Below are 24358 nucleotides of genomic sequence, written 5' to 3' on the forward strand. Positions count from 1 at the left end.
GCGCGGCTCGCTCAGTTATCCGCGGCGACCGACAGCTCTTTGCGGAAATAGACGACGCGTTCGGTTTCCTCGAAGCCGAGCGCCATATGCAGGCCATGGCTTTCCAGATTGTCGATATCGGTGTCGGATGCAAGCTCGCGGCAGCCGCGACTGATCGCCCAGCGTTCCGCCGCGGTAATCAGCGCCCGCGCAACGACATGGCGGCGATAGCCCGGAAGCACATAGATGCCTTCGAGGAAGGCAACAGGCGATGTCTCGCAGCCGTTGACGTAGTCGGTGCGTAGCGACACTTCGGCGAAGCCTACCGCGACACCGGCATCGTCCTCGCAAAGAAACGCGGCCTGTCGCTCGGCTGCAGCCAGACTGCTATCGATCTCGTCGCGGTGCACGGCGGCCGGCGTGTCGGACCAGAGCGCAAGCCGCATCTCCAGCCAGCGGCCGACCATCTCCCCGTCCATTAGCAACACACGCATCAGAGCTTCCCGCAATAGGCACTCAGAGCATCGAGTTTCAGCACGCCGCCGGCGACCCGCACCGATTGACCCGGCAACGGCACGCCTTCCATCGCCGCGTCGGAAACGAGAAATTCCTGCGGCACGCGCGTCAGGTTGAAGACGAAGAGCAGCCGCTCGCCATCCTTCTCGCGGATGAATGCCAGCAGGTCGCGGTTGCTCTCGATGAACGACATGTCACCATCGTGCAGGGCCGCATGCGACCGGCGAAAAGCCAGCATGGCGCGATAATGGTTGAGCACCGTGCCAGCGCCAGCCTCCTGCGTATCGACCGCCAGGCGGGCCTGCTCTGTCGGCACCGGCAGCCACGGTTTTCCGACGGAGAACCCGGCATGCCTGGCGGCCGCCTCCCACACCATCGGCGTGCGGCAGCCATCCCTCCCCTTGAACGACGGCCAGAAGCGGATGCCATAGGGATCGCGTAAATCCTCGAAGGCAAGATCCGCTTCCGTCAAACCCAACTCTTCGCCCTGGTAGAGGCAGATCGAGCCACGCAAGGTCGCCAGAAGCGTGATTGCCAGCTTTGCGACCACTTCCCGTTCCGCATCGCTTCGCGCAAAGCGGCTGACATGGCGCATGACGTCGTGGTTGGAAAAAGCCCAGCACACCCAGCCGTCGGTGACAGCCTTCTGGAAATTGTCGACGCAGCGGCGGATATGACCTGCAGTGAAATCCGGGCCGAGCAGATCGAAGGTATAACACATGTGCAGCTTGTCGCCGCCGCTGGTATAGGCGGCCACGGTCTTCAACGATCGCGCGCCGTCCCCCACTTCGCCGACCGTCGTTCGGCCGCCATAACCATCGAGCAAGGCCCGGAACCGCTGGAGAAAGGCGACGTTTTCCGGTTGGCTCTTGTCGTAGAGGTGATCCTGCATGCCGTAGGGATTGACGTCGGGCGCATCATTGCTCGTCGCATCCGGATCCGGCACCAGCGGCGGATTGTCCCTGAGATGGCGGTCGTGGAAATAGAAGTTCACGGTATCGAGCCGGAAACCGTCGACGCCACGGTCGAGCCAGAAGCGCGCTGCATCCAGCACTGCATCCTGAACATCAGAATTGTGGAAATTGAGGTCCGGCTGCGAGGCAAGGAAGTTGTGCATGTAATATTGCTTGCGCACCCCGTCCCACTCCCAGGCCGGTCCGCCGAAGATCGAAAGCCAGTTGTTGGGCGCGGTGCCATCAGGCTTCGGATCGGCCCAGACATACCAGTCTGCCTTCGGATTCTCGCGGCTGGTCCGGCTTTCGACGAACCAGGGATGGCGGTCGGATGAATGCGAAATCACCTGATCGATGATCACCCTGAGGCCGAGGCGGTGCGCCTCCGCCAGCATCGCGTCGAAATCGGCAAGCGTGCCGAACATCGGGTCGACGTCGCAATAATCCGAGACGTCGTAGCCCATGTCGGCTTGCGGCGAGGTGAAGAAGGGCGACAGCCAGATGGCGTCGACGCCGAGCGAGGCGATGTGGCCGAGCCGCCGCGTGACGCCCTTCAAGTCGCCGATGCCATCATCATCGGTATCCTGAAACGAGCGCGGATAGACCTGATAGATCACAGCGCCGCGCCACCAATCGTCACCCGAAACCTGCTGAGACGCCATGCCCTGCCCCCGTGAAACCGATCTGTGCGCCAAGATGTAACCGCGCCCGGCGCGGGAGTAAACGCCGGAGGGCAGCCAAGTCATCGCTCAAATCTCAAGCGCCCTAAAAACAACTCTTGCCGAGACCGGTCTTGAACCTTATCCCGTCAGCACGGCAAAAACCAAAGGGAGAGAAGACGTTGGCGGGAACGATGCTTTCGATCGGGGAATGCATGGTCGAACTGATGCAGGCCGAGGGCGGCCTGTTGCGCAAAAGCTATGCCGGCGACACCTTCAACGCCGCCTATTATGCACACCTGTTCCTGCCGATCGACTGGTCCGTCGCCTATTGCTCTGCCGTCGGCACCGACACGGTTTCCGACGAAATGCTCGCCTTCATGGCCGAGAAGGGCATCGACACGGCGGCCGTCCGCAAAATCAAGGGTCGCACGCCGGGCCTCTACATGATCCATCTGAAGGACGGCGAGCGTAGCTTCTCCTATTGGCGCTCGGCTTCAGCAGCGAGACTTCTCGCCGATGACCCAGAGCATCTGCGCCGCGCCATCGAGGGCGCCGATCTCATCCTGTTTTCCGGCATTACCCTTGCGATCCTGGCGCCCGAGGCGGTGGAAACGCTGCTTGCCGAACTGCGCCGCGCCAAGGCCGCGGGTAAACGCGTCGTCTTCGACCCCAATATCCGTCCTCGCCTTTGGGACGACGCCGAGCGCATGCGCCAGACACTGACGGATGGCGCCCGTGCCGCCAGCCTGGTGATGCCGAGCTTCGACGACGAGGTCACGCATTTCGGTGACGGCTCGATCAAGGCGACGATCGAGCGCTACAAGGCGCTGGGTGTCGCCGACGTGGTCGTCAAGGACGGGGAAAAGGGTGTGACGCTGGCGTTCGAGGGATCAGAAGCAAGCCACGTCCCGGCAACGCCGGTCGAGCGCGTGGTCGACACCACCAGCGCCGGCGACAGCTTCAACGGTGCCTTCCTCTCGCGTCTCGTCACGGGCGACACGCCGAGTGAATCTGCAGCCTTTGCCGCCCGCATCGCTGCCGGCGTCATCGGCCATCACGGCGCGCTGGTCGACAAGAACAAGCTCGTCGACTGAGGCATCGCCGCAGCCGACCGCCGCTTGCGGATTTTGGGCATGATAGCATCCCTTGCGCGTCAAAATCGACGCGAGGGGCTGCAAAGACACAGACGCTGCCGCCGATGGCTCAGCGCTTCTTGCGCTTATTCTCGAAGGGATTTTCCGACGCGCGATAGTGGATGCGGATCGGCACGCCCGGCAGGTCGAAATCGTTGCGCAAGCCATTGATCAAGTAGCGGGTATAGGATTCCGGCAGCGCGTCGGGCCGCGTGCACGAGATCATGAAGCCCGGCGGGCGGGCCTTCACCTGCGTCATGTATTTCAGCTTCAGGCGGCGGCCGGAGACAGCCGGTGGCGGATGCTGCACCTGCTGGGAATCGAGCCAGCGGTTGAGACGCGCCGTCGAGATACGGCGGTTCCAGGTCTTGTCGGTGTCGATGATCGCCTGCATCAGGCGGTCGAGGCCGTAGCCGGTATGGCCGGAGATCGGTATGGCGCGAATGCCGCGCGCCTGCGGCAACAGCCGCTCGGTCTTTTCGCGAAGATCGGCAAGCACGGCCTGCCAGTCCTCGACCAGATCCCATTTGTTGAAGGCAAGCACGGCGGCCCGGCCTTCGCGAATGATGAGATCGACGATCTGCAGGTCCTGCTTTTCGAACGGAATGGTCGCGTCGAAGACGATGACCACCGTTTCGGCAAAGCGGATGGCGCGCAGCGCATCGGCGACCGAAAGCTTCTCCAGCTTCTCCTGCACCCTGGCCTTGCGACGCATGCCCGCGGTGTCGAACATCTTGATGGTGCGGCCGCGCCAGTCCCATTCGACCGAAATCGAATCACGGGTGATGCCGGCTTCCGGCCCGGTCAAAAGCCGGTCTTCACCGAGGAAGCGGTTGATCAGTGTCGACTTGCCGGCATTCGGCCGGCCGACGATCGCCACGCGCAGCGGCTTGGTCTCGTCATAGGCAGGCTCGGCCTCGTCGTCCTTTTCCGCCGCTTCGCCGGTGGTCGGGCGCAGGTCGATATCGGTCTCGGCAACGTCGTCTTCCTGAGGATAGGCACGGTCTTCGCCGATCGCAGCGACGATCGCGTCGCGCAGATCGAGCATGCCCTGGCCATGTTCGGCCGAGATCGGGCAAGGATCGCCAAGACCGAGCGTGAAGGCGTCATAGAAGCCGCCGTCGGAACCGCGGGCCTCGGACTTGTTGGCGACGAGCACGACCGGCTTGCCGCGCCGACGCAGCATCTCGGCAAGTGTGTTGTCGGCCGGCGTCAGGCCCCCTTTGGCGTCGACCACGAACAGCGACAGGTCGGCCTCGTCGATCGCGGCTTCGGTCTGCGCCCACATGCGGCCCTGAAGGCTGTCGGGTGCGGACTGTTCCAGGCCGGCGGTATCGATGATGCGGAAGCGCAAGTCGATGAGCTTGGCATCGCCCGGACGGCGGTCACGGGTGACACCCGGCGTATCGTCGACGAGCGCCAGCTTCTTGCCAACCAGACGATTGAACAAGGTGGACTTGCCGACATTGGGGCGCCCGATGATGGCGACGGTGAAACTCATGAACGTATCCGTTTCCGTCCTGAAGCGCTGCACGTCGTCAAGACATACAGCGCTCCAACACTTTGAAAATCAACATATCCTTTCCAAAGGCCGGTGCCGGCCTTCAGGGATATGCGCTTAGGCTTTGCCGCTCGCGGCAATCACGTCGAGCAGCATCTGCGCCCGGCCTGCAACATTGCGCGGGCTCTGGGGATCATCGACGATCTGTTGGAACCAGCTCTTCGCCTTGGCGGTATCGCCGGCCTTGTAGGCAGCAAGGCCAAGCGCCTCACGGGCCGAGTGGCGCATATTGTTCTGCGGCACGGCCAGTTGTTCGACTTCGGCCGAAACCTGGTCATAGGTGCCGGTATCGACCAGCAGATAGGCGGCGCGCAGGCGGGCGGCGTCGCGAAGCGCCTCAGGCAGGCCGGTGTCTTTGCCGATCTCCGAGAACGCCTTGATGGCGGCATCGGTCTCGCCCTTCTCGGCCTGCAGCGTCGCCGCACGAAGGCGAGCCAGCACCGGATAGGCGCCATAGCCGTCCTTCTGCAAGTTGTTGAGGGCGGCCAGCGCCTCGTCGGCCTTGTTTTCCTTGGCGAGGTTCAGCGCCTGGAGGAACTCGTCGCCGGACTTCGACGACGCGTTGTCACGCCAGTAGTCGTAGCCGACCTTGCCGATGGTTCCGAGAACGATGAGCACGGCAATCGCCACGATGACGCTGCCGAAACGGGCCCAGATGTTCTTCATCTGGTCCGAACGCAGTTCTTCATTCACCTCGCGGATAAAGCTGTCGTCTTGGTTCGCCATCGATTGCCCCGGCCTCTCGGCCTTCCCTGCACGCTATTAGGATTTTGCGCCTTCTACCCGATTTTGCGGCTGTTGTAAGGGGGCGCGCGTTATTTAGCCGACAACCATAGGCGAAACACCGATCACCAGTTCGTGCAACTTCCACACAATCACGCCATAAAGGGCCGCACCAAGCACGATGGCGATGAGGTCGTAGCGATAGGAAACGAACGCCGGATAGGTGATTTCGCCGGCGCGCCAGCGCTTTTTCATCGAAATGCGCAGGATCACCGCCCAGACGAGGAAGGTGCCGAAGAGCAGCACCGACGACGCCTCGCCATTGGCAAGCAGGTGGGCAAGTGCCCAGATCTTGATTGCGAGGATCGCCGGATGTTTTGTGGCCGCGCGGATCTTGCCCGGGGGCAGATAGGCGGCCACAAGACAGATGCTGGCGATCAGCATCAGGGTCAGCGCGATGTGTGCAAGAAAGACCGGGGGCGTATAGAGCATGCCGGTGGTGGCGCGCGCCTGATCGAAGCCATAGGCAATCAGACCGAGGCCAACAAGCGCACAGATACCGTGGATCGCATGCCAGGCGCCGGTGCCGCTGCTGGATATCACCGATGCGCGCAGGCCGGGTGCAAAGCTGCGAACGAGATGGATGCCCAAGAAGATCACGATACCCAATATCAGTAGCGCCATGTCGTCACCCGTCCTTCATTATTGTTCTGTCGGCTATCGACATAGCCGGAGTGCACAGAAATTTCCAGACAGATCAAAGGATTGCCGCATTCCTGGATAAAGGGACGGCATACGCAAATCGTCGCAGATATCATGATCCGAACATTTATTGCCCTTTCCCTCGCCCTTTGCCCTGCCCTCGTCGCGGCTGCCGAACCCACGCCCGATATGGCCGCACCGACCGTTCCTGCCAAGGACAAGCAGCTCGTCATCGTGTCTTTCGATGGGGCGCATGACAACGCGCTGTGGGAGAAAAGCCTGGCGATGGCCAAGCGCACCAATGCGCATTTCACCTATTTCCTCTCCTGCACGTTCCTGATGACGCGCGCCGACGGCAAGCAGAGCTACAGACCGCCGGGGCTGAAACCGGGTCGTTCCAATGTCGGCTTTGCCCAGAGCCGAGAGGAAATCGCGGCCCGCGCCGGTCACATCTGGCAGGCCCATCTCGACGGTCACGACATTGCCAGCCACGCCTGCGGCCATTTCGACGGCAAGGGCTGGACGAAGGCCGATTGGCAAAGCGAATTCTCGACATTCGACATCGCCCTGCGCGATGCCTGGAAGAAGGCCGACAGGCCGGATGCCGAGCCGCAAGGCTGGGCGGAATTTGCCCGCACCGGCATCAAGGGTTTCCGTGCGCCCTACCTGTCGCTGAGCGACGGCCTGCTGCCAGCCCTGAAGGCATCGGTCTTTACCTATGACGCGAGCCTGGTGACCAAGGGGCCGGGCTGGCCGATGGAGAAGGACGGTCTGCCGCGCTTCGGCCTGCCGCTGATCCCGGAAGGGCCGTCCAAGCGGCCGGTGATCGGCATGGACTACAATCTGTTCGTGCGCCATTCCATGGGTATCGAAAACAAGAAGGACAGCGCCACCTTCGAAGCGCGCACCTACGAGGCCTACAGACAAGCCTTCGACAAGGAATATGCCGGCAACCGCATCCCGCTGCAGCTCGGCTTCCATTTCGTCGAGATGAATGGCGGCGCCTACTGGCGCGCGCTCGACCGGCTGCTGACCGAGGTCTGCAGCAAGCCTGATGTCGCCTGCGTCAGCTACGCCCAGGCGCTGCCGATGATCGAGCAGGCAAAAAAGAAGGCGGATCGCTCCGCCTTCTGATTGGTCCTCTCCTGGCCCAGCTTAGGCCAGTTCTTCCTCGCCACCAACCGCGATGAACTTCTGCTCGATTTCCGGCAGGGGCTCATCGTCGATTGCCGCTTCGAAGGCGCGCAGACGCTTGTAGATCGAAAGCAGTTCGACAATCGTCGGCCAGGATGAAACCAGGTACTGAAACGACGACGTCACCTGCCCGAAGGCACCCGAGATCTGGTTCAACGCGCCGAGTGTGATCTTGCCGGCGATGATCGACGGCGCCAGGATCAGCAACGAGAAGATGCCGTTGATCTGCAAATAGAAAATGCGGGCGATGTTGAAGTAGAGATAGTGGAAATAGAGCCGGAAATAGTTCCGGCGAACGTTTTCGAAGAGATCGGCGACCGTCGGCGGCTGAGCGCGATCGGCGTGGTCCTCACCATAGACCAGTTCCTTGCGGTAGGCCGCTTCCACACGCTGGTTGCGGAACTCGAGGCCCGGCAGCTTAATGCCGACGAGCGCCAGGAACACCGTGCCGAACAGCGACCAAAGCACAGCGGCCGTAACCAGCGGATAGGGAATGTCACCGACGATCGGCAGTTCGGTGACATTGGCCGAAAGCCGGATCAATACCGGCGTAAACGCAATCAGCGTCATCACGCTGTCGATCAGGCTGACGCCGAGGCCCTCCACCGTCGTGGAGAAGCGCATTGTGTCTTCCTGGACACGCTGCGAAGCACCTTCGATACGACGCAGCTTGCCCCAGTGGGCCATGTAGTACTCGTTCATCGCCGTGCGCCAGCGGAAGATATAGTGGCTGACGAAGAAGCGGGTCATGACCGCGACAGCGACAGCGACCAAGGCGATACCGAGGAAGACGGCGATTTCTCCGTAGAACTCTGCCGCGGTCACCACCTTCGTCTTCGAGACGATCGCCTGAATCAGATCCCAGAACGGCCCGTACCAATTGTTGATCGCGACGCTCACCTGCACCTGGAAATAGGTGACGAAAAGAATGAGGGCTGAGCCGAGGATCGACCAGTTCTGCCAGGGATGTGGCGAATAGACATACCAGAATGCTGCGAACAGCCCGACGACCAGCCCGAAGTAGAGATAGAACCAGAGGAAGGCGGGCGACCAGAAGGCAGAAATCCCGGTGATCGGCGGCGCATCCGAGGGCAAGGGCGGCATTCCGAAGACTGCACCCAACTGCTCGCCTTCACCATACCAAAAGGCGATGGCGACAAGCGACCAGACGACAAAGGAAATGAAAAAGAGCTTCGGCTTCGGGAAGAAAGATAGGAACAAAGTACGGCACTCTCGTTTCGGGGGAGGAGAACAACTCGCCTCTCGAAGCGCCGAAACTAGGGCAAAGCACCTTTTTCAACAATCAGGTAATATGAACGTTACCGTTATTTCATCATGTGTTACGGCAAGCGGCGCAACCTTCCCGCCGCCGCTCAGCGCGGCAGCGCCGCTGCGATCCGCCTGAGTTCGGCAACGATCACCCCGCCGCAGACGAACAGCACCGCGGCCGCGATCAAGGTCGGCGCTGCAAAGCTGCCGGTGCGCTGGGCCAACCAGCCGGCAACCACCGGACCGATGATCTGGCCGATACCGAAGGCCGCCGTCATCAGCGCCAGTGCCTTGCGCGGACTTTCCGGCGCCAGATGCCGGCCGATCTGCAGGCCGTAGGCGGTGATCATCATGAAGGTGGCGCCCAGCATCAGGCCACCGGCAAGCGGCGCATAGGGCAGCGGCAGGCTGACGGTGAGCACAAGGCCGACAGCCTCGGCCAGAAGACCGATCGCGTAAACACCGGCAAGCCCGAAGCGCGGCACGGCGAAGCGCCAGAGATAGACCGACAGCGCTGCACTTAGGCCCGTCAACAGCCAGGCAAGGAACTCGATGCTGTGGCCGCCGCTCGCGTCGCGGGCCATGGCCACCAGGAACGTGGCCGTGATCACGTAACCGAAGCCGAACAACCCATAGGTCAGCGTCACCACCGTCAGGGGGCGGGTCCAGGTCAGCGGCTTTTCACGTGCGGCGCCGTTGCCGGAGACGGGACCGGCCGGCAGCATCAGAGCGACGACGACCGTGCCGACAAGCGCGACAAGAGCGCCGGTGAACCAGTCGGCTTGCGACGCTGAAAGCCCGGCGGCGCCAGCGAGAGGTGCCAACCAGACGCAGAGCGAGGAGAAGGCGATGCCGAGCCCGACGCCGCCGAAATGCATGGCCGGCACATGTTCAGACCGCGCCAACAGCCCGTGACCAAGGACGATGCCGGAGATGAAGATCATCGAAAACGCGCTGGCAAGGCCGGCGAGAAAGCGGATGAGACTGAGCACCAAGACCGAGGACGTCAGGCCCATCGCCGCCAGCAGCAGTGTGGTTGCCGCGAGCGAAGCAAGCCCGATCCTTCGCTCCTGCCCATGCGCCCAGCCGTAAGCGCCAAGCACGGCGCCGGCGAGATAGCCGACGAAATTGGCCGAGGCGATGAGGCCGGCATCCGCCGGCGATAGGCCGAGGTCCGTCATCATCGCCGGCAGGATCGGCGTGTAGGAGAAGCGGCCGAAGCCCATGGCGACCGCCATGGCAATGGCGCCGGCGGTAGCGGTGGAGGCGAGGCTTGCGTGATGTGGTCTGTCGATCGTGGTCATAAGCAGTTTTATTGCACTGCAAAACGAACACCACAAATCACTATAATTGAATGTCCTATTGAAGGAATCGAACGATGGCCCGTCAGCCGGGCAGCGTCACCACCAACGGACCGCCGCGCGTGACGACGACCGTGTGCTCATATTGCACGGTCGGTGCCCGCGGTTCGCTGTAGAGCGTCCAGTCGTCCTTGTCGCCGCTCTCGGCCCAGTCCGCGCCCATCGAGAGGAACGGCTCGACGGTAAAGACCATACCGTCGGTCATGCGCCGCCGCTCGCTCGGATCCGGCCAGGTCGCGATCTCCTTCGGCTCCTCGTGCAGCGAGCGGCCGATGCCGTGGCTGGCAAGGTTGGTGACCAGCGAATAGCGGTTCTTGCGGGCGAAATCGCCGATCGCATTGCCGATCGCTGCAAGCGACTGGTCCGGACGCACTTGCTTGAGGCCGACCCACATCGCCCGCTTGCCGTCACGGCAGAGGCGGTCGATGGCTGCCGAGACCGGCGGCACCGGAAAGGAAGCGCCGGTGTCGGCGAAGATGCCGTCTTTCTCAGCCGAAACGTCGATATTGACGAGATCGCCGGCGCGGATGATGCGGCTGCCGGGGATGCCGTGGGCGATTTCCTCGTTGACGCTGATGCAGGTGGCGCCCGGAAACTGGTAGCAGAGTTCCGGCGCAGAGCGCGCACCTGCCTCTTCCAGCACCTTGCGGCCGATGGCATCCAGTTCCGCCGTGGTGATGCCCGGCTCGAGCGCTTCGCCCATAGCCTGCAGCGCATTGGCGCAGATGCGGCCGATTTCCTTCAGCCGCAGCAGATCTTCTTCGTTGTTGAGGGTCATCCGTGTCTCGCTTTCGTGCCCACATGTAACCGGTCGGTGCCGGATTTTCCAGCGCCGACAAGCGAGACATGAACGGCCTGTGGCGGCTCAGGCCGAAACGGTCTGTCCGGCCCCCTGCTCGGCAAGCGCCTTGCGCACCAGCGGCGCGACCTTGGTGCCGTAGAGTTCGATGCCGCGCATGATCTGGGCATGCGGCATCGGGCCGATCGCCATCTGCAGCAGGAAGCGGTCGTTGCGGAAGAGCTTCCAGTTCTCGACGATCTTCTCCGCCACGGTTTCGGGGTCGCCGAGGAAGAGATTGCCGGCAGGGCTGCGCGCCTGGTCGAAATGCGCCCGGTTCGTCGGCCCCCAGCCGCGCTCCCGGCCGATGCGGTTCATCACCTCGGCCTGCGGGCGATAAAACTGGTCAGCGGCAAGATCGGTCGTATCGGCGATGAAGCCATGGACATTGATGCTGGTCTTCAGCTTTGCCGGATCCTGGCCGGCACGACGGGCGGCCTCGCGATAAAGATCGAACAGCGGAGCGAACCGGCGCGGCTCTCCGCCGATGATCGCAAGTGCCACCGGCAGCCCGAGGGCACCGGCACGGGCAACCGACTGCGGCGTGCCGCCGACGGCGATCCACAGCGGCAGCACCTCCTGCAGCGGACGCGGATAGACGCCGCGATCGCTGATCGCAGGGCGCATCTCGCCCGCCCAGGAGACCTTTTCCGCTTCGCGCAGCGCCATCAACAGGTCGAGCTTTTCGGCAAAGAGCTGGTCGTAATCGTCGAGCGACTGACCGAAGAGCGGGAAGGACTCGATGAACGAGCCGCGCCCGGCCATGATTTCGGCCCGGCCGTTGGAGAGAAGGTCGAGCGTGGAAAACTGCTGGAACACGCGCACCGGGTCGTCCGAGCTCAGCACCGTCACGGCACTCGTCAGCCTTATGGTCTTCGTCCTCGCGGCGGCTGCCGCAAGGATGACGGCTGGTGCCGAGGCTGCATAATCAGGGCGGTGATGTTCGCCAAGGCCAAAGACATCGAGGCCGACCTGATCTGCCAGTTCGATCTCTTCCAGCAAATTGGCAAGCCGACGCTGGCCTTCCCGGCCCTTGTCGGCAGCGTTCGGATCGACATCCGCAAATGTGTAAAGCCCGAGTTCCATGATGCCCATCCTATCGTTGTTCTACCGACAGATAGTTGGCCCCGGCGAAAGCAGCAAATGCGCGTCCGGGAAACACTGTGTTTCCCGGATGATGCCAAACGGCGCTTGGATCAAGCCAAGGGTCCGGGGCGAGAGCGTTTCCGGTTTAAGCGGAGTCGCAGAAACGCTCTATCTCCTTGTTTTTACGCATTTCCTGACGGAAAACCGCTTCGCACTTTTCCTGACGGAAAACCGCTTCGCACTTTTCCTGGAAATGCTCTAGGTCAGCGTGCGCTTGACCGCATTGCGCCAGCCCTTGAGCTTCGTCTTGCGCGTCGCTTCGTCCATCGCCGGCTCGAAACGGCGATCGCGCGCCCAGGACTTGGCGAACTCCTCCTGCTTCGGCCAGACGCCGGCGCGGCTGCCGGCGAGCCAGGCAACGCCGAGCGCCGTCGTCTCGAGGATGGTCGGCCGGTCGACCGGCGCATCGAGGAGGTCGGAAAGCCGCTGCATCGTCCAGTCCGAGACGACCATGCCGCCGTCGACGCGCAACACGGTTTCCTTGCCGTTGCTGCGCCAGTCCTTGTGCATGGCTTCGAGCAGATCGCGCGTCTGGTAGCAGACCGCTTCGAGCGCGGCACGCGCAAACTCGGCGGGCCCGGTGTTGCGGGTCATGCCGAAGATCGCGCCGCGAGCGTCGGGATCCCAATGCGGCGCACCGAGACCGGTGAAGGCCGGGACGAGGTAAACCTCCTGCGACGGGTCGGCGCCTTCGGCAAGCGTGCCGGTGTCCGGAGCCGCCTTGATGACCTTCAGGCCGTCGCGCAGCCACTGCACCGCCGCGCCGGCAACGAAGATCGAGCCTTCGAGCGCATAGGTGGTTTCGCCATCCAGCCGGTAGGCAATGGTGGTGAGCAGCCGGTTCTTCGAGCGCACCATGTCCTTGCCGGTGTTGAGCAATGCGAAGCAGCCCGTGCCGTAGGTCGATTTCAGCATGCCCGGCTTGAAGCAGGCCTGGCCGATGGTGGCGGCCTGCTGGTCGCCGGCAACACCGAGGATCGGGATCGCCGTGCCGAAGCGCTCCTTGTCGGTGACGCCGAAATCGGCGGCGCAGTCCTTCACCTCCGGCAACATGGCGCGGGGAACGCGCAGGATGTCGAGCAACTCGTCGTCCCAGGCATTGTCGGCGATGTTGTAGAGCAGCGTGCGCGAGGCGTTGGTCGCATCGGTGACGAAGGACTTTCCGCCTGTCAGCCGCCAGATCAGGAAAGTATCGATCGTGCCGAAGCAAAGCTCGCCCTTGGCAGCTCTGGCCTGGGCGCCCTTCACATTCGACAGCAGCCAGTTGAGTTTGGTGCCGGAGAAATAGGGATCGAGCAGCAAACCGGTCTTCTTGGTGAAGGTCTTTTCGAGACCCTGTTTCTTCAGCTTGTCGCAATAGGCTGATGTGCGGCGGTCCTGCCAGACGATGGCGTTGTGGATCGGCTTGCCGGTTTCGCGATCCCAGACCACCACCGTTTCGCGCTGGTTGGTGATGCCGATGCCGGCGATATCGCTTGGGGAGATCCCCGCCTTCCTGATCGCCTCGTTGACGGTGACGACGACGCTATCCCAGATTTCCTCCGGATCGTGCTCGACCCAGCCGGATTTCGGAAAGTGCTGCCTGAATTCCTTCTGGTCGAGGCCTGCTACCTGCTGCTTGCCGTCGAAGACGATCGCCCGGCTCGATGTCGTGCCCTGATCGATCGCGAGAATATATCCGCCCATATGCCCCTCCCCGGCCTCACATCACGTGTCTCGACGCCCTTCCTCTTGGGCGTGGCGTCCATTTCGAAAAACTTCAATACGATGGCAAAACGAATGTCAAACGAAAACAAAACGCAAGAAATCGTGACAAGGCCTCCCGCCGCAACTCTGCGTCGGCGGCCTGAAAAACACAATTGTCACCTCAGCGGTTTTACGCGTAGGTTGACGCTGTTGCGCCGCAAAAAACGGGCAAGATCAGCGGCGCTGCAAAGGGAGAGATCAGGAATGACGAGAACTGCGGTCATCACCGGTTCGACGAGCGGCATCGGCCTTGCCATTGCCAAGGCTTTTGCCAAGGGCGGCGCCAACATCGTCTTGAACGGCTTCGGCACGCCGGACGAAATCAAGGCTGCGACGGACGAAGTCGGGGCGCTCACCACGGGAACGGTCATCTATCACCCGGCCGACATGACGAAGCCGGACGAGATCGCCGACCTGATGGCAACGGCGGCAAAACGCTTCGGCAGCGTCGACATTCTGGTCAACAATGCCGGCGTTCAATATGTCGAGAAGGTCGAGGATTTCCCGGTCGAGCAATGGGACCGGATCATCGCCATCAACCTCTCCTCCTCTTTCCATACCATTCGCGCCGCCCTGCCCGGCATGAAGGCAAAGGGCTGGGGCCGCATCGTCAACATCGCCTCTGCCCACGGGCTCGTCGCCTCGCCGTTCAAATCGGCCTATGTCGCCGCCAAGCACGGCATCATGGGGCTGACAAAGACCGTCGCGCTCGAAGTTGCGGAAAATGGCATCACCGCCAATTCGATCTGCCCGGGTTATGTGCTGACCCCGCTGGTCGAAAAGCAGATCCCGGATCAGGCCCGCACCCGCGGCATCACCGAAGAGCAGGTCATCAACGACGTAATGCTCAAGGGCCAGCCGACCAAGAAATTCATCACCGTCGAGCAGGTAGCGTCGCTCGCCGTCTATCTCGCAAGCGATGATGCGGCGCAGATCACCGGCACGCATGTTTCCATGGACGGCGGCTGGACGGCGCAATAGAGAGCCGCCCGTCCATTGAGACGAGGCGGACGACGCCCTAACTCTATGAAAATGCGCATGGTCCGTCGCCGGGAACGCTTCCGGTTTTTGCGGCCATGCATCAGCAGGAATGAATGGCATGCCTAAGGTTAGGGAACGCAAGGACGACGACAGCATTCGCTTCATCCTCAATGATAGCGAGGTGGCGCTTTCCGACGTCGCGCCGACCGCGACCCTGCTCGACTATCTCAGGCTTGAGCGCCGGCTGACAGGAACCAAGGAAGGCTGCGCGGAGGGCGATTGCGGTGCCTGCACCGTGCTCGTCGGCCGGCTCGCCGGCGAAACGCTGGTCTATGAAAGCGTCAATGCCTGCATCCGCTTCGTCGGATCGTTGCATGCGACCCATGTGGTCACCGTTGAGCATCTCGCCGCCAGGGATGGAACGCTTCATCCCGTGCAGCAGGCGATGGTCGATTTCCATGGCTCACAATGCGGCTTCTGCACGCCCGGCTTCGTCATGTCGCTTTATGGCCTCTGGCTTTCGAACGACAATCCCAGCCGGGCCGACATCGAAAAGGCGCTGCAAGGCAACCTTTGTCGCTGCACCGGCTACGAGCCGATCGTCAAGGCGGCCGAGGCCGCCGCAAGCGCGCGGCCTTCTGCTATCTTCGATCCGATCACGGCTGCGCGCGAGGCCACCATCGCCCGCCTCAAGGCGCTTCAACCCGAGAAAACGATCACCGTCCGCCACGGTGAAAGCTGTCTGATCGTGCCGGCGGATGCCACCGGCCTCGCGACCGCTCTTGCCGAGCACAAAGGCGCGACGGTGGTTGCCGGCGCCACCGATGTCGGCCTCTGGGTCACCAAGCAGATGCGTCCGATCGATCCCGTCGTCTTCATCAACGGCATCGCCGAACTGCAGCGCATCGAGGAAAGCGACGGCGGCCTGACCATTGGTGCCGGCGTCAGCTATTCAGCCGCCTTTGCAGCGCTCAGCAAAGCCTATCCAGCCTTCGGCCGGTTGATCGACCGTATCGGCGGCGAACAGGTGCGCAACATGGGCACGATCGGCGGGAACATCGCCAACGGTTCGCCGATCGGCGACAGTCCACCGCCCCTGATCGTGCTGGGGGCAACTGTCACGCTGCGCTCGACGGAAGGGACGCGCACGCTGCCGCTTGAAGATTTCTTCATCGCCTACGGCAAGCAGGACCGCAAAGCCGGCGAATTCGTCGAGAGCGTCTTCGTGCCCGCGCTGCCGGCGGGTGAGCTGTTTGCGGCCTACAAGCTCTCCAAGCGCCGCGACGAGGACATTTCCGCATTACTCGGCGCCTTCCGCATTTCGCTTGACGGCAACCGGGTAGAGACCGCCCGCATCGCCTTTGGCGGCATGGCCGGCACGCCGAAACGCGCTGCAACCGTCGAGGCCGCGCTCATCGGCAAGCCCTGGACCGAGGAAATGGTGCGCGCCGCTCAGGCAGCCTTCGAGGCCGACTATCAGCCCTTGAGCGATTGGCGCGCCACCAGCACCTATCGCATGCTGGCGGCGAAGAACCTGCTGATGCGCTTTTTCCTGGAAAGTGGCGGCCAGCCGGCGGAGCTCGTGCGCTACGCGGCGGGAGAGAGGTAATCATGGACAAGTCGACCTTCGAAGAACGCAAGGCGATCAAGGGGCAGATGCATTCGCACCAGCGCCATGACAGCGCCCACAAGCACGTGACCGGCACCGCCGATTACATCGACGACATGCCGGAACCGGCGGGCACGCTGCACGGTGCGCTGGGGATGACCGACCGCGCCCACGCCGAAATCACCGCCATGGACCTCTCGGCCGTCGCCGCGGCGGCCGGCGTCGTCTGCGTGCTGACGGCGAGCGACATGCCGCATTCCAACGATATCAGCCCCAGCCACCTGCATGACGAGCCGGTGCTTGCCGACGGCATCGTGCAGTTCCACGGCCAGCCGGCCTTTGCCGTCATCGCCGAGACGCGCGACATCGCCCGTCGTGCTGCCCGGCTGGCGAAGATCAGCTATCGCGACCTGGCGCATTTCACCGATATCACCGATGCGGTAGCCCATGGCGGCGAGCTCGTCACCCAGCCCCTGACCTTGCAGCGGGGCGATGCCGACGCTGAACTGGAAAAGGCGCCGCGCCGGCTGAAGGGCCGGATGCGCATCGGCGGCCAGGAGCACTTCTACCTCGAAGGCCATATCGCCCTTGCCATTCCCGGCGAGGACGACGAGGTCACCGTCTGGTCGTCGACCCAGCACCCAAGCGAAATCCAGCACATGGTCTCGCACGTGCTCGGCGTTCCCTCCAATGCGGTCACGGTCAATGTGCGCCGCATGGGCGGCGGCTTCGGCGGCAAGGAAACGCAGGGCAACCAGTTCGCAGCCCTTGCAGCCGTGGCGGCGAAAAAGCTCGGCCGTGCGGTCAAGTTTCGCCCCGACCGCGACGAGGACATGACCGCCACCGGCAAGCGTCACGACTTCCTCGTCGACTACGATGTCGGCTTCGACGAGGAAGGCCGCATCCACGCCGTTCACGCCAATTACGCTGCGCGCTGCGGCTACTCCTCCGATCTCTCCGGACCGGTGACCGACCGCGCGCTGTTCCACGCAGACAGCTCCTACTTCTACCCGCATGTAAAACTGACGTCGCAGCCGCTGAAGACGAACACCGTCTCCAACACCGCCTATCGCGGCTTCGGTGGCCCGCAAGGCATGGTCGGCGGCGAGCGCATGATCGAAGAGATCGCCTACGCTCTCGGCAAGGATCCGCTCGAGATCCGCAAGCTCAATTTCTACGGCGAGAAGGGTTCCGGCCGGGATATCACCCCTTACCACCAGCAGGTCGAAGACAACATCATCGCCCGGATCGTCGCCGAGCTTGAAGTCGACGCCGATTACCAGGCGCGCCGCATGGCCATTATCGAGTTCAACCGTGCGAGCCGTGTCATTCGCAAGGGCATCGCGCTGACGCCGGTGAAGTTCGGCATCTCCTTCACCATGACCGCATTTAACCAGGCCGGCGCCCTCGTGCACATCTATCAGGATGGCTCGATCCACCTGAACCACGGCGGCACGGAAATGGGCCAGGGCCTTTATGTGAAGGTCGCGCAGGTCATCGCCGACAGCTTCCAGGTCGATCTCGACCGCGTGCGCGTCACCGCGACCACGACCGGCAAGGTCCCCAACACCTCGGCGACCGCTGCATCGTCCGGCTCCGACCTCAATGGCATGGCCGCCTTCGATGCGGCGCGCCAGATCAAGGAACGGCTCGTCGCCTTTGCAGCCGAGCGCTGGCAGACGACGGCGGAAAACGTCACTTTCGTTCCCGATCACGTGAAGATCGGCGAAGAACTGGTACCCTTCCCGGAATTCATCAAGCTTGCCTATACGGCGCGCGTGCAGCTTTCGGCCGCCGGCTTCTACAAGACGCCGAAAATCCATTGGGACCGCGCGACCGGACGGGGAACGCCCTTCTACTACTTCGCCTATGGCGCCTCGGTGTCGGAAGTATCTGTTGATACGCTGACCGGCGAATACATGGTCGATCGCGTCGACGTGCTGCACGATGTCGGCCGCTCGCTCAATCCGGCGATCGACCTTGGCCAGATCGAAGGCGGTTTCGTCCAGGGCATGGGATGGCTGACAACGGAGGAGCTGTGGTGGGACGACAAGGGCCGACTGCGCACGCACGCACCCTCGACCTACAAGATCCCGCTCGCCTCGGACCGGCCGAAGATCTTCAACGTCAAACTGGCCGAGTGGTCGGAAAATGCGGAAAAGACCATCGGGCGGTCAAAGGCCGTGGGCGAACCGCCCTTCATGCTGCCGATCTCCGTGCTCGAGGCGCTGTCGATGGCGGTGGCGAGCGTTGCCGATTATCGCGAATGCCCGCGCCTTGATGCGCCGGCGACGCCGGAGCGCGTGCTGATGGCCGTCGAACGCCTTCGACAATCGTCTTGATTGATGACATCGCCGCGCATCCCGTTCGACGCGCGGCGTGTGAGAGCTCCGGTCAGATCCGGGGCAGCTCGTCGATGTTGACGAGGCGGTGCGCGTCGGCCTGCGCCTCGACATCGTCCCCATAGGGGCCACGGCCATCCATGAAACCCATGTCTCTTTTGATATGGTCGGACAGCGCATTGACGTCGAGCACCGGCTTGGCGACAACGGCACGGCCAAACAGGGTGGACGTGAGCCGCACGACCGCATCCAGCGAAAGAAGCGGTTTTCTTTCAGTATGTTCGATAACGTCGCAAGTCATTTTGAGCACCTGTTCGTCTTGGGAAGTTGACTTGCAGGATGCCGTGGAAGAGGATTGAGTTCCAATCGAACATCCGTCTGCATGCATCAAGAGAACTTATCCATGAAGATGTCCAAGCAGTTTCCGCTGAATGCGTTGAGGGTCTTCGAAGCCGTCGCCCGGCTCGGCAGTTTTACCAAGGCCGGCGAGGAGCTGGGCATGACCCAGACCGCCGTCAGCTACCAGGTCAAGCTGATCGAGGAGAGCGTCGGCGAGCCCTTGTTCCTGCGCCGCCCACGCCAGATCGCGTTGACCGATGTCGGCCAGCGGCTGGCGCCACGGGTCACCGAAGCCTTCGAGATGCTGCAGGAGGCCGTCTCCTCAGCGCGCGGCGATATCGACAGCACACTGTTGATCAGCTCGACCCCGACCTTCGCCTCGCAATGGCTCGCCCGCAACATCGGCTCGTTTCAGTTCGCCCACCCCACCATCGCCGTGCGCCTGGACACCAACGACAACCTCGTCGATTTTGCCAAGGAACCCACGGATCTCGCCATCCGCTCCGGCGCCGGCGTCTGGCCGGGCCTCGACACACATCCGCTGATGCGCGTCGAGTTCAGCCCGATGCTGAGCCCGGCACTCGCCGAAACCGTTGGCGGCATCCGCGAGCCGCGTGATCTCCTGAAGCTCAGGATCATCGATGCCGGCGACCCCTGGTGGCGGATCTGGTTTTCGGCCGCCGGCGTCGACGATCCGGATCTCGAGGGCCGCCCGACAAGCCGGCTCGGCGCGCAATCCTTCGAGGCGCGCGCCGCCGTTGCCGGCCAGGGCGTGGCGATCCTGACACCGGAATTCTACGGTGACGACGTAGCGCTTGGCCGGCTCTACCAGCCTTTCGACCTGCGCTGCAGCGACGGCTGCGACTACTGGCTGGCCTACCCGCATGCGCGCCGCAACACCCCGAAGATCCGCATCTTCCGCGACTGGATCCTCAGCGAACTCTGCCCGTCGGTTCAGTTCGGGGCCGATTGGGTAGAAGAGCGCAAGGCGGCTTCCGCGAGCTAGGGTAACCCATTAGAATCCATCAGGTTTATCATTCCGGGTGAATTCACCCCGAAATCGTCCCGATCGCGGCAATTTACGCTTGGAGGCGCATTCGCCCCCTTCCCCAACTCCCGGTTTTTGCGCAAGGTGCGCTGACGGAGAGAATAAAGGGGACCTGAATGTACGAGTTCGCCATCGCCTGGGAATGGCTGGCCTTTGCTGTGCGCTGGCTGCATGTCATTACCGCCATCGCCTGGATCGGCTCATCCTTCTATTTCATCGCGCTCGACCTCGGTCTCGTGAAGCGCGACCACCTGCCTGTTGGAGCCTACGGCGAGGAATGGCAGGTGCATGGCGGTGGCTTCTACCACATCCAGAAATATCTGGTCGCCCCCGCCTCGATGCCCGAGCACCTGACCTGGTTCAAATGGGAATCTTACGTGACGTGGCTTTCGGGCTTCGCCATGCTCTGTCTGGTCTATTACGGCGGTGCCGATCTTTTCCTGATCGATCGCCACGTGCTCGATATCTCGGCAACGTCCGCGATCCTGATCTCGCTCGCCTCGCTCGGCATCGGATGGGTCTTCTATGACCTGCTCTGCAAGTCGCCGCTCGGCAACAACACCTGGGGCCTGATGGCGCTTCTTTATGTGGCGCTGGTGATCATGGCCTGGGGCTATACCCAGGTGTTTACAGGCCGCGCCGCCTTCCTGCATCTGGGCGCTTTCACCGCCACCATCATGTCGGCCAACGTCTTCTTCCTCATCATTCCCAACCAGAAGATCGTCGTTGCCGACCTGATCGCCGGGCGCACGCCCGACCCGAAGCTCGGCGCCCAGGCCAAGCAGCGCTCGCTGCACAACAACTACCTGACCCTGCCGGTCATCTTCTTCATGCTGTCGAACCACTATCCGCTGGCTTTTGCCACCGCCTTCAACTGGATCATCGCGGCGCTGGTGTTCCTGATGGGTGTCACCATCCGGCAATGGTTCAATACGACCCATGCCCGCAAGGGTAGGCCTACCTGGACGTGGCTCGTCACCGTCCTCCTCTTCATCCTGATCATGTGGCTGTCGACCGTGCCGAAGGTGCTGACCGGCGAAGAAAAAGCCGAGGTCGCGCCGGTCTTTGCCCGGTTTGCGGAGAATGCGCATTTCCCCGCCGTCAAGGACGCGATCTCGACCCGCTGTTCCATGTGCCACGCAGCCGAACCGGTCTATGAGGGCATCGCCCGGCCGCCGAAGGGTGTGGTGTTAGAGAGCGATCAGGAGATTGCCGCCCACGCCCGCGAAATCTATATCCAGGCGGGGCGCAGCCATGCCATGCCGCCCGGCAACATAACCGACATGACGACGGACGAGCGCCAGTTGCTGGCAGCCTGGTTCGAAAGCGCCGTCGAGGAAGGCAAGACACAATGACAACGACGCTCATCCGCGGCCGCCTCTTGAGCTTTCACCGCGCGCCAATGGCAATCGAGGACAGCGCCGCCTACACCTATGAAAGCGATGGCGCGCTGCTGGTCGCAGACGGCCGGATCAAAACGTCTGGCACCTACGCGACTGTGAAGGCCGAGGCAGCGGATGATATCGTCGAGATCGATCACCGCCCGCACCTGATCGTGCCGGGCTTCATCGACACGCATCTGCATTTCCCGCAGATGCAGGTGATGGCCTCCTACGCCGCCAACCTGCTGGAATGGCTCAACACCTATACCTTCCCGGAAGAGTGCCGCTTCGTCGAGACCGCCCATGCCGAGCGCATCGCCAGCCGTTTCTTCGACGAAATGGTCCGCCACGGCACGACGACGGCGGCCGCCTATTGCACCGTGCATAAGGCATCCGCCGACGCCTTCTTCGCCGAGGCGCTACGCCGCGACATGCGCATGATCGCCGGCAAGGTGATGATGGACCGCAATGCCCCGCAGGGGTTGCTCGATACGCCGCAGATGGGCTACGACGAGACCCGCGCGGTAATCCGCGACTGGCACGGCAAGGGCCGCAACCATGTCGCCATCACTCCGCGCTTTGCCATCACCTCGACGCCGGAGCAGATGGACGTCGCAAAATCGCTGGTGCATGAGTTTCCCGACCTGCATGTCCAGACACATCTGTCGGAAAACCGCGACGAGATCGCCTTTACCTGCGAACTCTATCCGGAAGCCACCGATTATACCGACGTCTACGCCCGTTATGGGCTGCTTGGGCCGAAGAGCCTGTTCGGCCACTGCATCCACCTCTCAGACCGCGAGGCGGACGTGATGTGCGAGACGGGATCGGTCGCGGTCTTCTGCCCGACATCCAACCTCTTCCTCGGCTCGGGCCTTTTCCCGTTGCGGGCGCTCAACCGGCGCGAAAAGCCGGTACGCACCTCGGTCGCCTCGGATATCGGCGGCGGCACCAGCTATTCGATGCTGAAGACGCTCGACGAGGCCTACAAGATCCTGCAACTGCAGGGCGAGCGGCTGAACCCGTTCGACAGCTTCTTCATGATGACCCGCGGCAACGCCGAGGCGCTGTCGCTGGTCGATCGCATCGGCACGCTCGAGGCCGGCACCGACGCCGACTTCATCGTGCTCAACATGGCGGCAACACCGGCGATGGCGCTGCGCGCCGAAGTGGTCAACTCACTCGCCGATGAACTTTTCCTGCTCCAGACCATGGGCGACGACCGCGCGATCGTCGAGACCTATGTGGCGGGAAAACCGGCCAAGGCGGCACTCGCTGCTGCCTGACTTCACCGTCATTGGCAAAGAGGTCAAAAAAATTGACCTCTTTGCGTCCGCGCTATTAACAAGCCTCCGGCAAACATGGTAAGGCCTCGGTAGTCATCCCAAGAGTTGGGTGCGGAAAAGTGTCCGCGGCTTTCCGCCCGCATCCCGCTCTAACCTGTGTTTCAGATGAAGGCCGTTTCCATGACGCAAATCCTCGAAATCAGCGACCTCAAGGCCCTTGCCAAGCGCCGCGTACCGAAGCTCTTCTTCGATTACGCCGACAGCGGCGCCTGGACCGAGGGCACCTATCGCGCCAACGAGGAAGACTTCGCCAAGGTGAAGCTGCGCCAGCGGGTGCTGGTCGACATGACCAACCGCTCGCTGGAAACGACCATGATCGGCCAGAAAGTGTCGATGCCGGTGGCGCTGGCGCCGACGGGGCTGACCGGCATGCAGCACGCCGATGGCGAGATGCTGGCAGCCCAGGCGGCCGAAGCCTTTGGCGTTCCCTTCACGTTGTCGACCATGAGCATCTGCTCAATCGAGGATGTCGCGTCGGTCACAACCAAGCCCTTCTGGTTCCAGCTCTACGTCATGCGCGAGCGCGAGTTCGTGCTGAACCTCATCGACCGGGCCAAGGCCGCCAAGTGCTCGGCACTGGTGCTGACGCTCGACCTGCAGATCCTCGGCCAGCGCCACAAGGACCTGCGCAACAGCCTGTCGGCCCCGCCGAAGCTGACCCCCAAGCATCTCTGGCAGATGGCGACACGTCCCGGCTGGTGCATGAAGATGCTCGGCACCAACCGCCGCACCTTCCGCAATATCGTCGGCCACGCCAAGAGCGTCACCGACCTGTCCTCGCTCGGCGCCTGGACGGCAGAACAGTTCGACCCGCAACTCTCGTGGAAGGACGTCGAATGGATCAAGGAGCGCTGGGGCGGTCCGCTGATCCTGAAGGGCATTCTCGATCCGGAAGACGCCAAGATGGCGGCGGCGACCGGCGCCGACGCGATCATCGTCTCCAACCACGGCGGCCGCCAGCTCGATGGCGCCCATTCCTCGATCAGCATGCTGCCGCGCATCGTCGATGCGGTCGGCCACCAGATCGAGGTGCATCTCGATGGCGGCATCCGCTCCGGCCAGGACGTGCTGAAGGCCGTCGCCATGGGCGCCAAGGGCACCTATATCGGCCGCCCCTTCCTCTACGGCCTCGGCGCCATGGGGAAGGAAGGCGTGACCAAGGCGCTGGAAATCATCCGCAAGGAGATGGACATCACCATGGCGCTCTGCGGCAAGCGCGATATCAACGACGTCAACCGCGACATTCTCGCGGATTGATCGAGCGCGCCAACCGGCGAAGCCGGATTGCCTGAAAAGGGCGGCTTCGCGGCCGGCCTCCAACACGTGTGTGGAATGCCTGCAGTTCCAAATTGGTCGCATAAACTAAACGTATGCGATCGTTTCTTGCGGCGAACCGTCCTTTGAGACGGGCGGTTCAGTCGTAAGCTTCAGGATTGATGCAGGTCGCCTTTACAGCGCCGCGCGTCAAATATGACGCGCAAAGGACGCTGTATCGCTTCAAACTTGTTGCATAATTCTATCCTCAAAT

General features: G+C 62.7%; 20 protein-coding genes. 9 read left to right on the top strand and 11 right to left on the bottom strand.

Annotated elements, in window-relative coordinates; all coding sequences use genetic code 11:
- Positions 1-11: 11 nt before the first annotated feature.
- Together aac(6') and bglA are read right to left on the bottom strand one after the other, a co-directional pair.
- Complete coding sequence (gene aac(6'), locus J3R84_RS12555) at positions 12-473, bottom strand: aminoglycoside 6'-N-acetyltransferase (RefSeq protein ID WP_025427997.1); 462 nt, start codon at positions 471-473, stop codon at positions 12-14.
- Entirely contained in the window at positions 473-2110 is a 1638-nt protein-coding gene (gene bglA, locus J3R84_RS12560; protein ID WP_025427998.1) for a beta-galactosidase BglA, read from the bottom strand. The genes aac(6') and bglA overlap by 1 nt, the downstream gene beginning before the upstream one ends.
- A 179-nt stretch (positions 2111-2289) precedes the next feature.
- Between bglA and J3R84_RS12565 the strand changes: the two genes are divergently transcribed.
- Positions 2290-3204, top strand: a complete 915-nt coding sequence (locus tag J3R84_RS12565) for a sugar kinase (protein ID WP_025427999.1) — start codon at positions 2290-2292, stop codon at positions 3202-3204.
- Positions 3205-3313: 109 nt separating this feature from the next.
- Here the strand turns inward: J3R84_RS12565 and der are convergent, their stop codons facing one another.
- The 3 genes from der to J3R84_RS12580 form a co-directional block, all read right to left on the bottom strand.
- Positions 3314-4744, bottom strand: a complete 1431-nt coding sequence (gene der / locus J3R84_RS12570) for a ribosome biogenesis GTPase Der (RefSeq protein ID WP_203528058.1) — start codon at positions 4742-4744, stop codon at positions 3314-3316.
- A gap of 117 nt (positions 4745-4861) precedes the next feature.
- A complete protein-coding gene (locus tag J3R84_RS12575; RefSeq protein WP_025428001.1) occupies positions 4862-5530 on the bottom strand; it encodes a tetratricopeptide repeat protein in 669 nt (222 codons plus the stop codon).
- A gap of 93 nt (positions 5531-5623) precedes the next feature.
- Positions 5624-6211: an NnrU family protein gene (locus J3R84_RS12580; RefSeq protein ID WP_025428002.1), complete on the bottom strand. Its 588-nt coding sequence runs from the start codon at positions 6209-6211 to the stop codon at positions 5624-5626.
- A gap of 132 nt (positions 6212-6343) precedes the next feature.
- Here J3R84_RS12580 and J3R84_RS12585 point away from each other — a divergent pair, with 132 nt between their 5' ends.
- Positions 6344-7363, top strand: coding sequence for a polysaccharide deacetylase family protein (locus tag J3R84_RS12585; protein WP_025428003.1), 1020 nt, complete (start codon positions 6344-6346; stop codon positions 7361-7363).
- Between the two features lie 21 nt (positions 7364-7384).
- Here J3R84_RS12585 and sbmA read toward each other — a convergent pair whose 3' ends face one another.
- The 5 genes from sbmA to glpK form a co-directional block, all read right to left on the bottom strand.
- Complete coding sequence (gene sbmA / locus J3R84_RS12590) at positions 7385-8644, bottom strand: peptide antibiotic transporter SbmA (protein ID WP_025428004.1); 1260 nt, start codon at positions 8642-8644, stop codon at positions 7385-7387.
- Positions 8645-8796: 152 nt separating this feature from the next.
- On the bottom strand, positions 8797-9996 hold the full coding sequence (locus J3R84_RS12595; RefSeq protein ID WP_164474910.1) for an MFS transporter: 1200 nt from the start codon (positions 9994-9996) through the stop codon (positions 8797-8799).
- Between the two features lie 82 nt (positions 9997-10078).
- On the bottom strand, positions 10079-10831 hold the full coding sequence (gene map / locus J3R84_RS12600) for a type I methionyl aminopeptidase (protein WP_025428006.1): 753 nt from the start codon (positions 10829-10831) through the stop codon (positions 10079-10081).
- An 87-nt stretch (positions 10832-10918) separates the two neighbouring features.
- Positions 10919-11977, bottom strand: coding sequence for an LLM class flavin-dependent oxidoreductase (locus J3R84_RS12605; RefSeq protein WP_025428007.1), 1059 nt, complete (start codon positions 11975-11977; stop codon positions 10919-10921).
- A gap of 258 nt (positions 11978-12235) precedes the next feature.
- A complete protein-coding gene (gene glpK / locus J3R84_RS12610; protein ID WP_025428008.1) occupies positions 12236-13723 on the bottom strand; it encodes a glycerol kinase GlpK in 1488 nt (495 codons plus the stop codon).
- Between the two features lie 264 nt (positions 13724-13987).
- On the opposite strand from glpK, the gene J3R84_RS12615 reads away from it, so the two are divergent.
- The 3 genes from J3R84_RS12615 to xdhB all read left to right on the top strand — a co-directional run bounded on the left by J3R84_RS12615 (position 13988) and on the right by xdhB (position 18715).
- The gene (locus J3R84_RS12615; RefSeq protein WP_025428009.1) at positions 13988-14764 is read left to right on the top strand and encodes a 3-hydroxybutyrate dehydrogenase; all 777 of its coding nucleotides are present in this window, start codon (positions 13988-13990) and stop codon (positions 14762-14764) included.
- Positions 14765-14882: 118 nt separating this feature from the next.
- Entirely contained in the window at positions 14883-16373 is a 1491-nt protein-coding gene (gene xdhA / locus J3R84_RS12620; protein WP_038577341.1) for a xanthine dehydrogenase small subunit, read from the top strand.
- Positions 16374-16375: 2 nt separating this feature from the next.
- Positions 16376-18715, top strand: a complete 2340-nt coding sequence (xdhB, locus tag J3R84_RS12625; RefSeq protein WP_025428011.1) for a xanthine dehydrogenase molybdopterin binding subunit — start codon at positions 16376-16378, stop codon at positions 18713-18715.
- A gap of 52 nt (positions 18716-18767) precedes the next feature.
- On the opposite strand, the gene J3R84_RS12630 is transcribed toward xdhB, so the two are convergent.
- Entirely contained in the window at positions 18768-19016 is a 249-nt protein-coding gene (locus tag J3R84_RS12630) for a hypothetical protein (protein ID WP_025428012.1), read from the bottom strand.
- A gap of 102 nt (positions 19017-19118) precedes the next feature.
- On the opposite strand from J3R84_RS12630, the gene J3R84_RS12635 reads away from it, so the two are divergent.
- The 4 genes from J3R84_RS12635 to J3R84_RS12650 all read left to right on the top strand — a co-directional run bounded on the left by J3R84_RS12635 (position 19119) and on the right by J3R84_RS12650 (position 24087).
- A complete protein-coding gene (locus J3R84_RS12635; RefSeq protein ID WP_025428013.1) occupies positions 19119-20060 on the top strand; it encodes a LysR substrate-binding domain-containing protein in 942 nt (313 codons plus the stop codon).
- Positions 20061-20218: 158 nt separating this feature from the next.
- Positions 20219-21457, top strand: a complete 1239-nt coding sequence (gene puuD / locus J3R84_RS12640; RefSeq protein WP_203528056.1) for a urate hydroxylase PuuD — start codon at positions 20219-20221, stop codon at positions 21455-21457.
- Positions 21454-22770, top strand: coding sequence for a guanine deaminase (gene guaD / locus J3R84_RS12645; RefSeq protein WP_025428015.1), 1317 nt, complete (start codon positions 21454-21456; stop codon positions 22768-22770). Before puuD ends, guaD begins: the two co-directional genes overlap by 4 nt.
- 180 nt (positions 22771-22950) lie before the next feature.
- Positions 22951-24087, top strand: coding sequence for an alpha-hydroxy acid oxidase (locus J3R84_RS12650; protein WP_025428016.1), 1137 nt, complete (start codon positions 22951-22953; stop codon positions 24085-24087).
- Positions 24088-24358 lie beyond the last annotated feature (271 nt).

Origin of the sequence: Ensifer canadensis (assembly GCF_017488845.2) — a bacterium.
In the GTDB taxonomy this organism is placed as follows: domain Bacteria; phylum Pseudomonadota; class Alphaproteobacteria; order Rhizobiales; family Rhizobiaceae; genus Ensifer; species Ensifer canadensis.

Excerpts from the sequence above, each read along its gene's own strand:
- bglA (WP_025427998.1), bottom strand. The coding sequence starts at position 2,110 with ATGGCGTCTCAGCAGGTTTCGGGTGACGATTGGTGGCGCGGCGCTGTG.
- der (WP_203528058.1), bottom strand. The coding sequence starts at position 4,744 with ATGAGTTTCACCGTCGCCATCATCGGGCGCCCCAATGTCGGCAAGTCC.
- J3R84_RS12575 (WP_025428001.1), bottom strand. The coding sequence starts at position 5,530 with ATGGCGAACCAAGACGACAGCTTTATCCGCGAGGTGAATGAAGAACTG.
- J3R84_RS12580 (WP_025428002.1), bottom strand. The coding sequence starts at position 6,211 with ATGGCGCTACTGATATTGGGTATCGTGATCTTCTTGGGCATCCATCTC.
- J3R84_RS12585 (WP_025428003.1), top strand. The coding sequence starts at position 6,344 with ATGATCCGAACATTTATTGCCCTTTCCCTCGCCCTTTGCCCTGCCCTC.
- J3R84_RS12595 (WP_164474910.1), bottom strand. The coding sequence starts at position 9,996 with ATGACCACGATCGACAGACCACATCACGCAAGCCTCGCCTCCACCGCT.
- map (WP_025428006.1), bottom strand. The coding sequence starts at position 10,831 with ATGACCCTCAACAACGAAGAAGATCTGCTGCGGCTGAAGGAAATCGGC.
- J3R84_RS12605 (WP_025428007.1), bottom strand. The coding sequence starts at position 11,977 with ATGGAACTCGGGCTTTACACATTTGCGGATGTCGATCCGAACGCTGCC.
- glpK (WP_025428008.1), bottom strand. The coding sequence starts at position 13,723 with ATGGGCGGATATATTCTCGCGATCGATCAGGGCACGACATCGAGCCGG.
- J3R84_RS12615 (WP_025428009.1), top strand. The coding sequence starts at position 13,988 with ATGACGAGAACTGCGGTCATCACCGGTTCGACGAGCGGCATCGGCCTT.
- xdhA (WP_038577341.1), top strand. The coding sequence starts at position 14,883 with ATGCCTAAGGTTAGGGAACGCAAGGACGACGACAGCATTCGCTTCATC.
- xdhB (WP_025428011.1), top strand. The coding sequence starts at position 16,376 with ATGGACAAGTCGACCTTCGAAGAACGCAAGGCGATCAAGGGGCAGATG.
- J3R84_RS12630 (WP_025428012.1), bottom strand. The coding sequence starts at position 19,016 with ATGACTTGCGACGTTATCGAACATACTGAAAGAAAACCGCTTCTTTCG.
- J3R84_RS12635 (WP_025428013.1), top strand. The coding sequence starts at position 19,119 with ATGAAGATGTCCAAGCAGTTTCCGCTGAATGCGTTGAGGGTCTTCGAA.
- puuD (WP_203528056.1), top strand. The coding sequence starts at position 20,219 with ATGTACGAGTTCGCCATCGCCTGGGAATGGCTGGCCTTTGCTGTGCGC.
- guaD (WP_025428015.1), top strand. The coding sequence starts at position 21,454 with ATGACAACGACGCTCATCCGCGGCCGCCTCTTGAGCTTTCACCGCGCG.
- J3R84_RS12650 (WP_025428016.1), top strand. The coding sequence starts at position 22,951 with ATGACGCAAATCCTCGAAATCAGCGACCTCAAGGCCCTTGCCAAGCGC.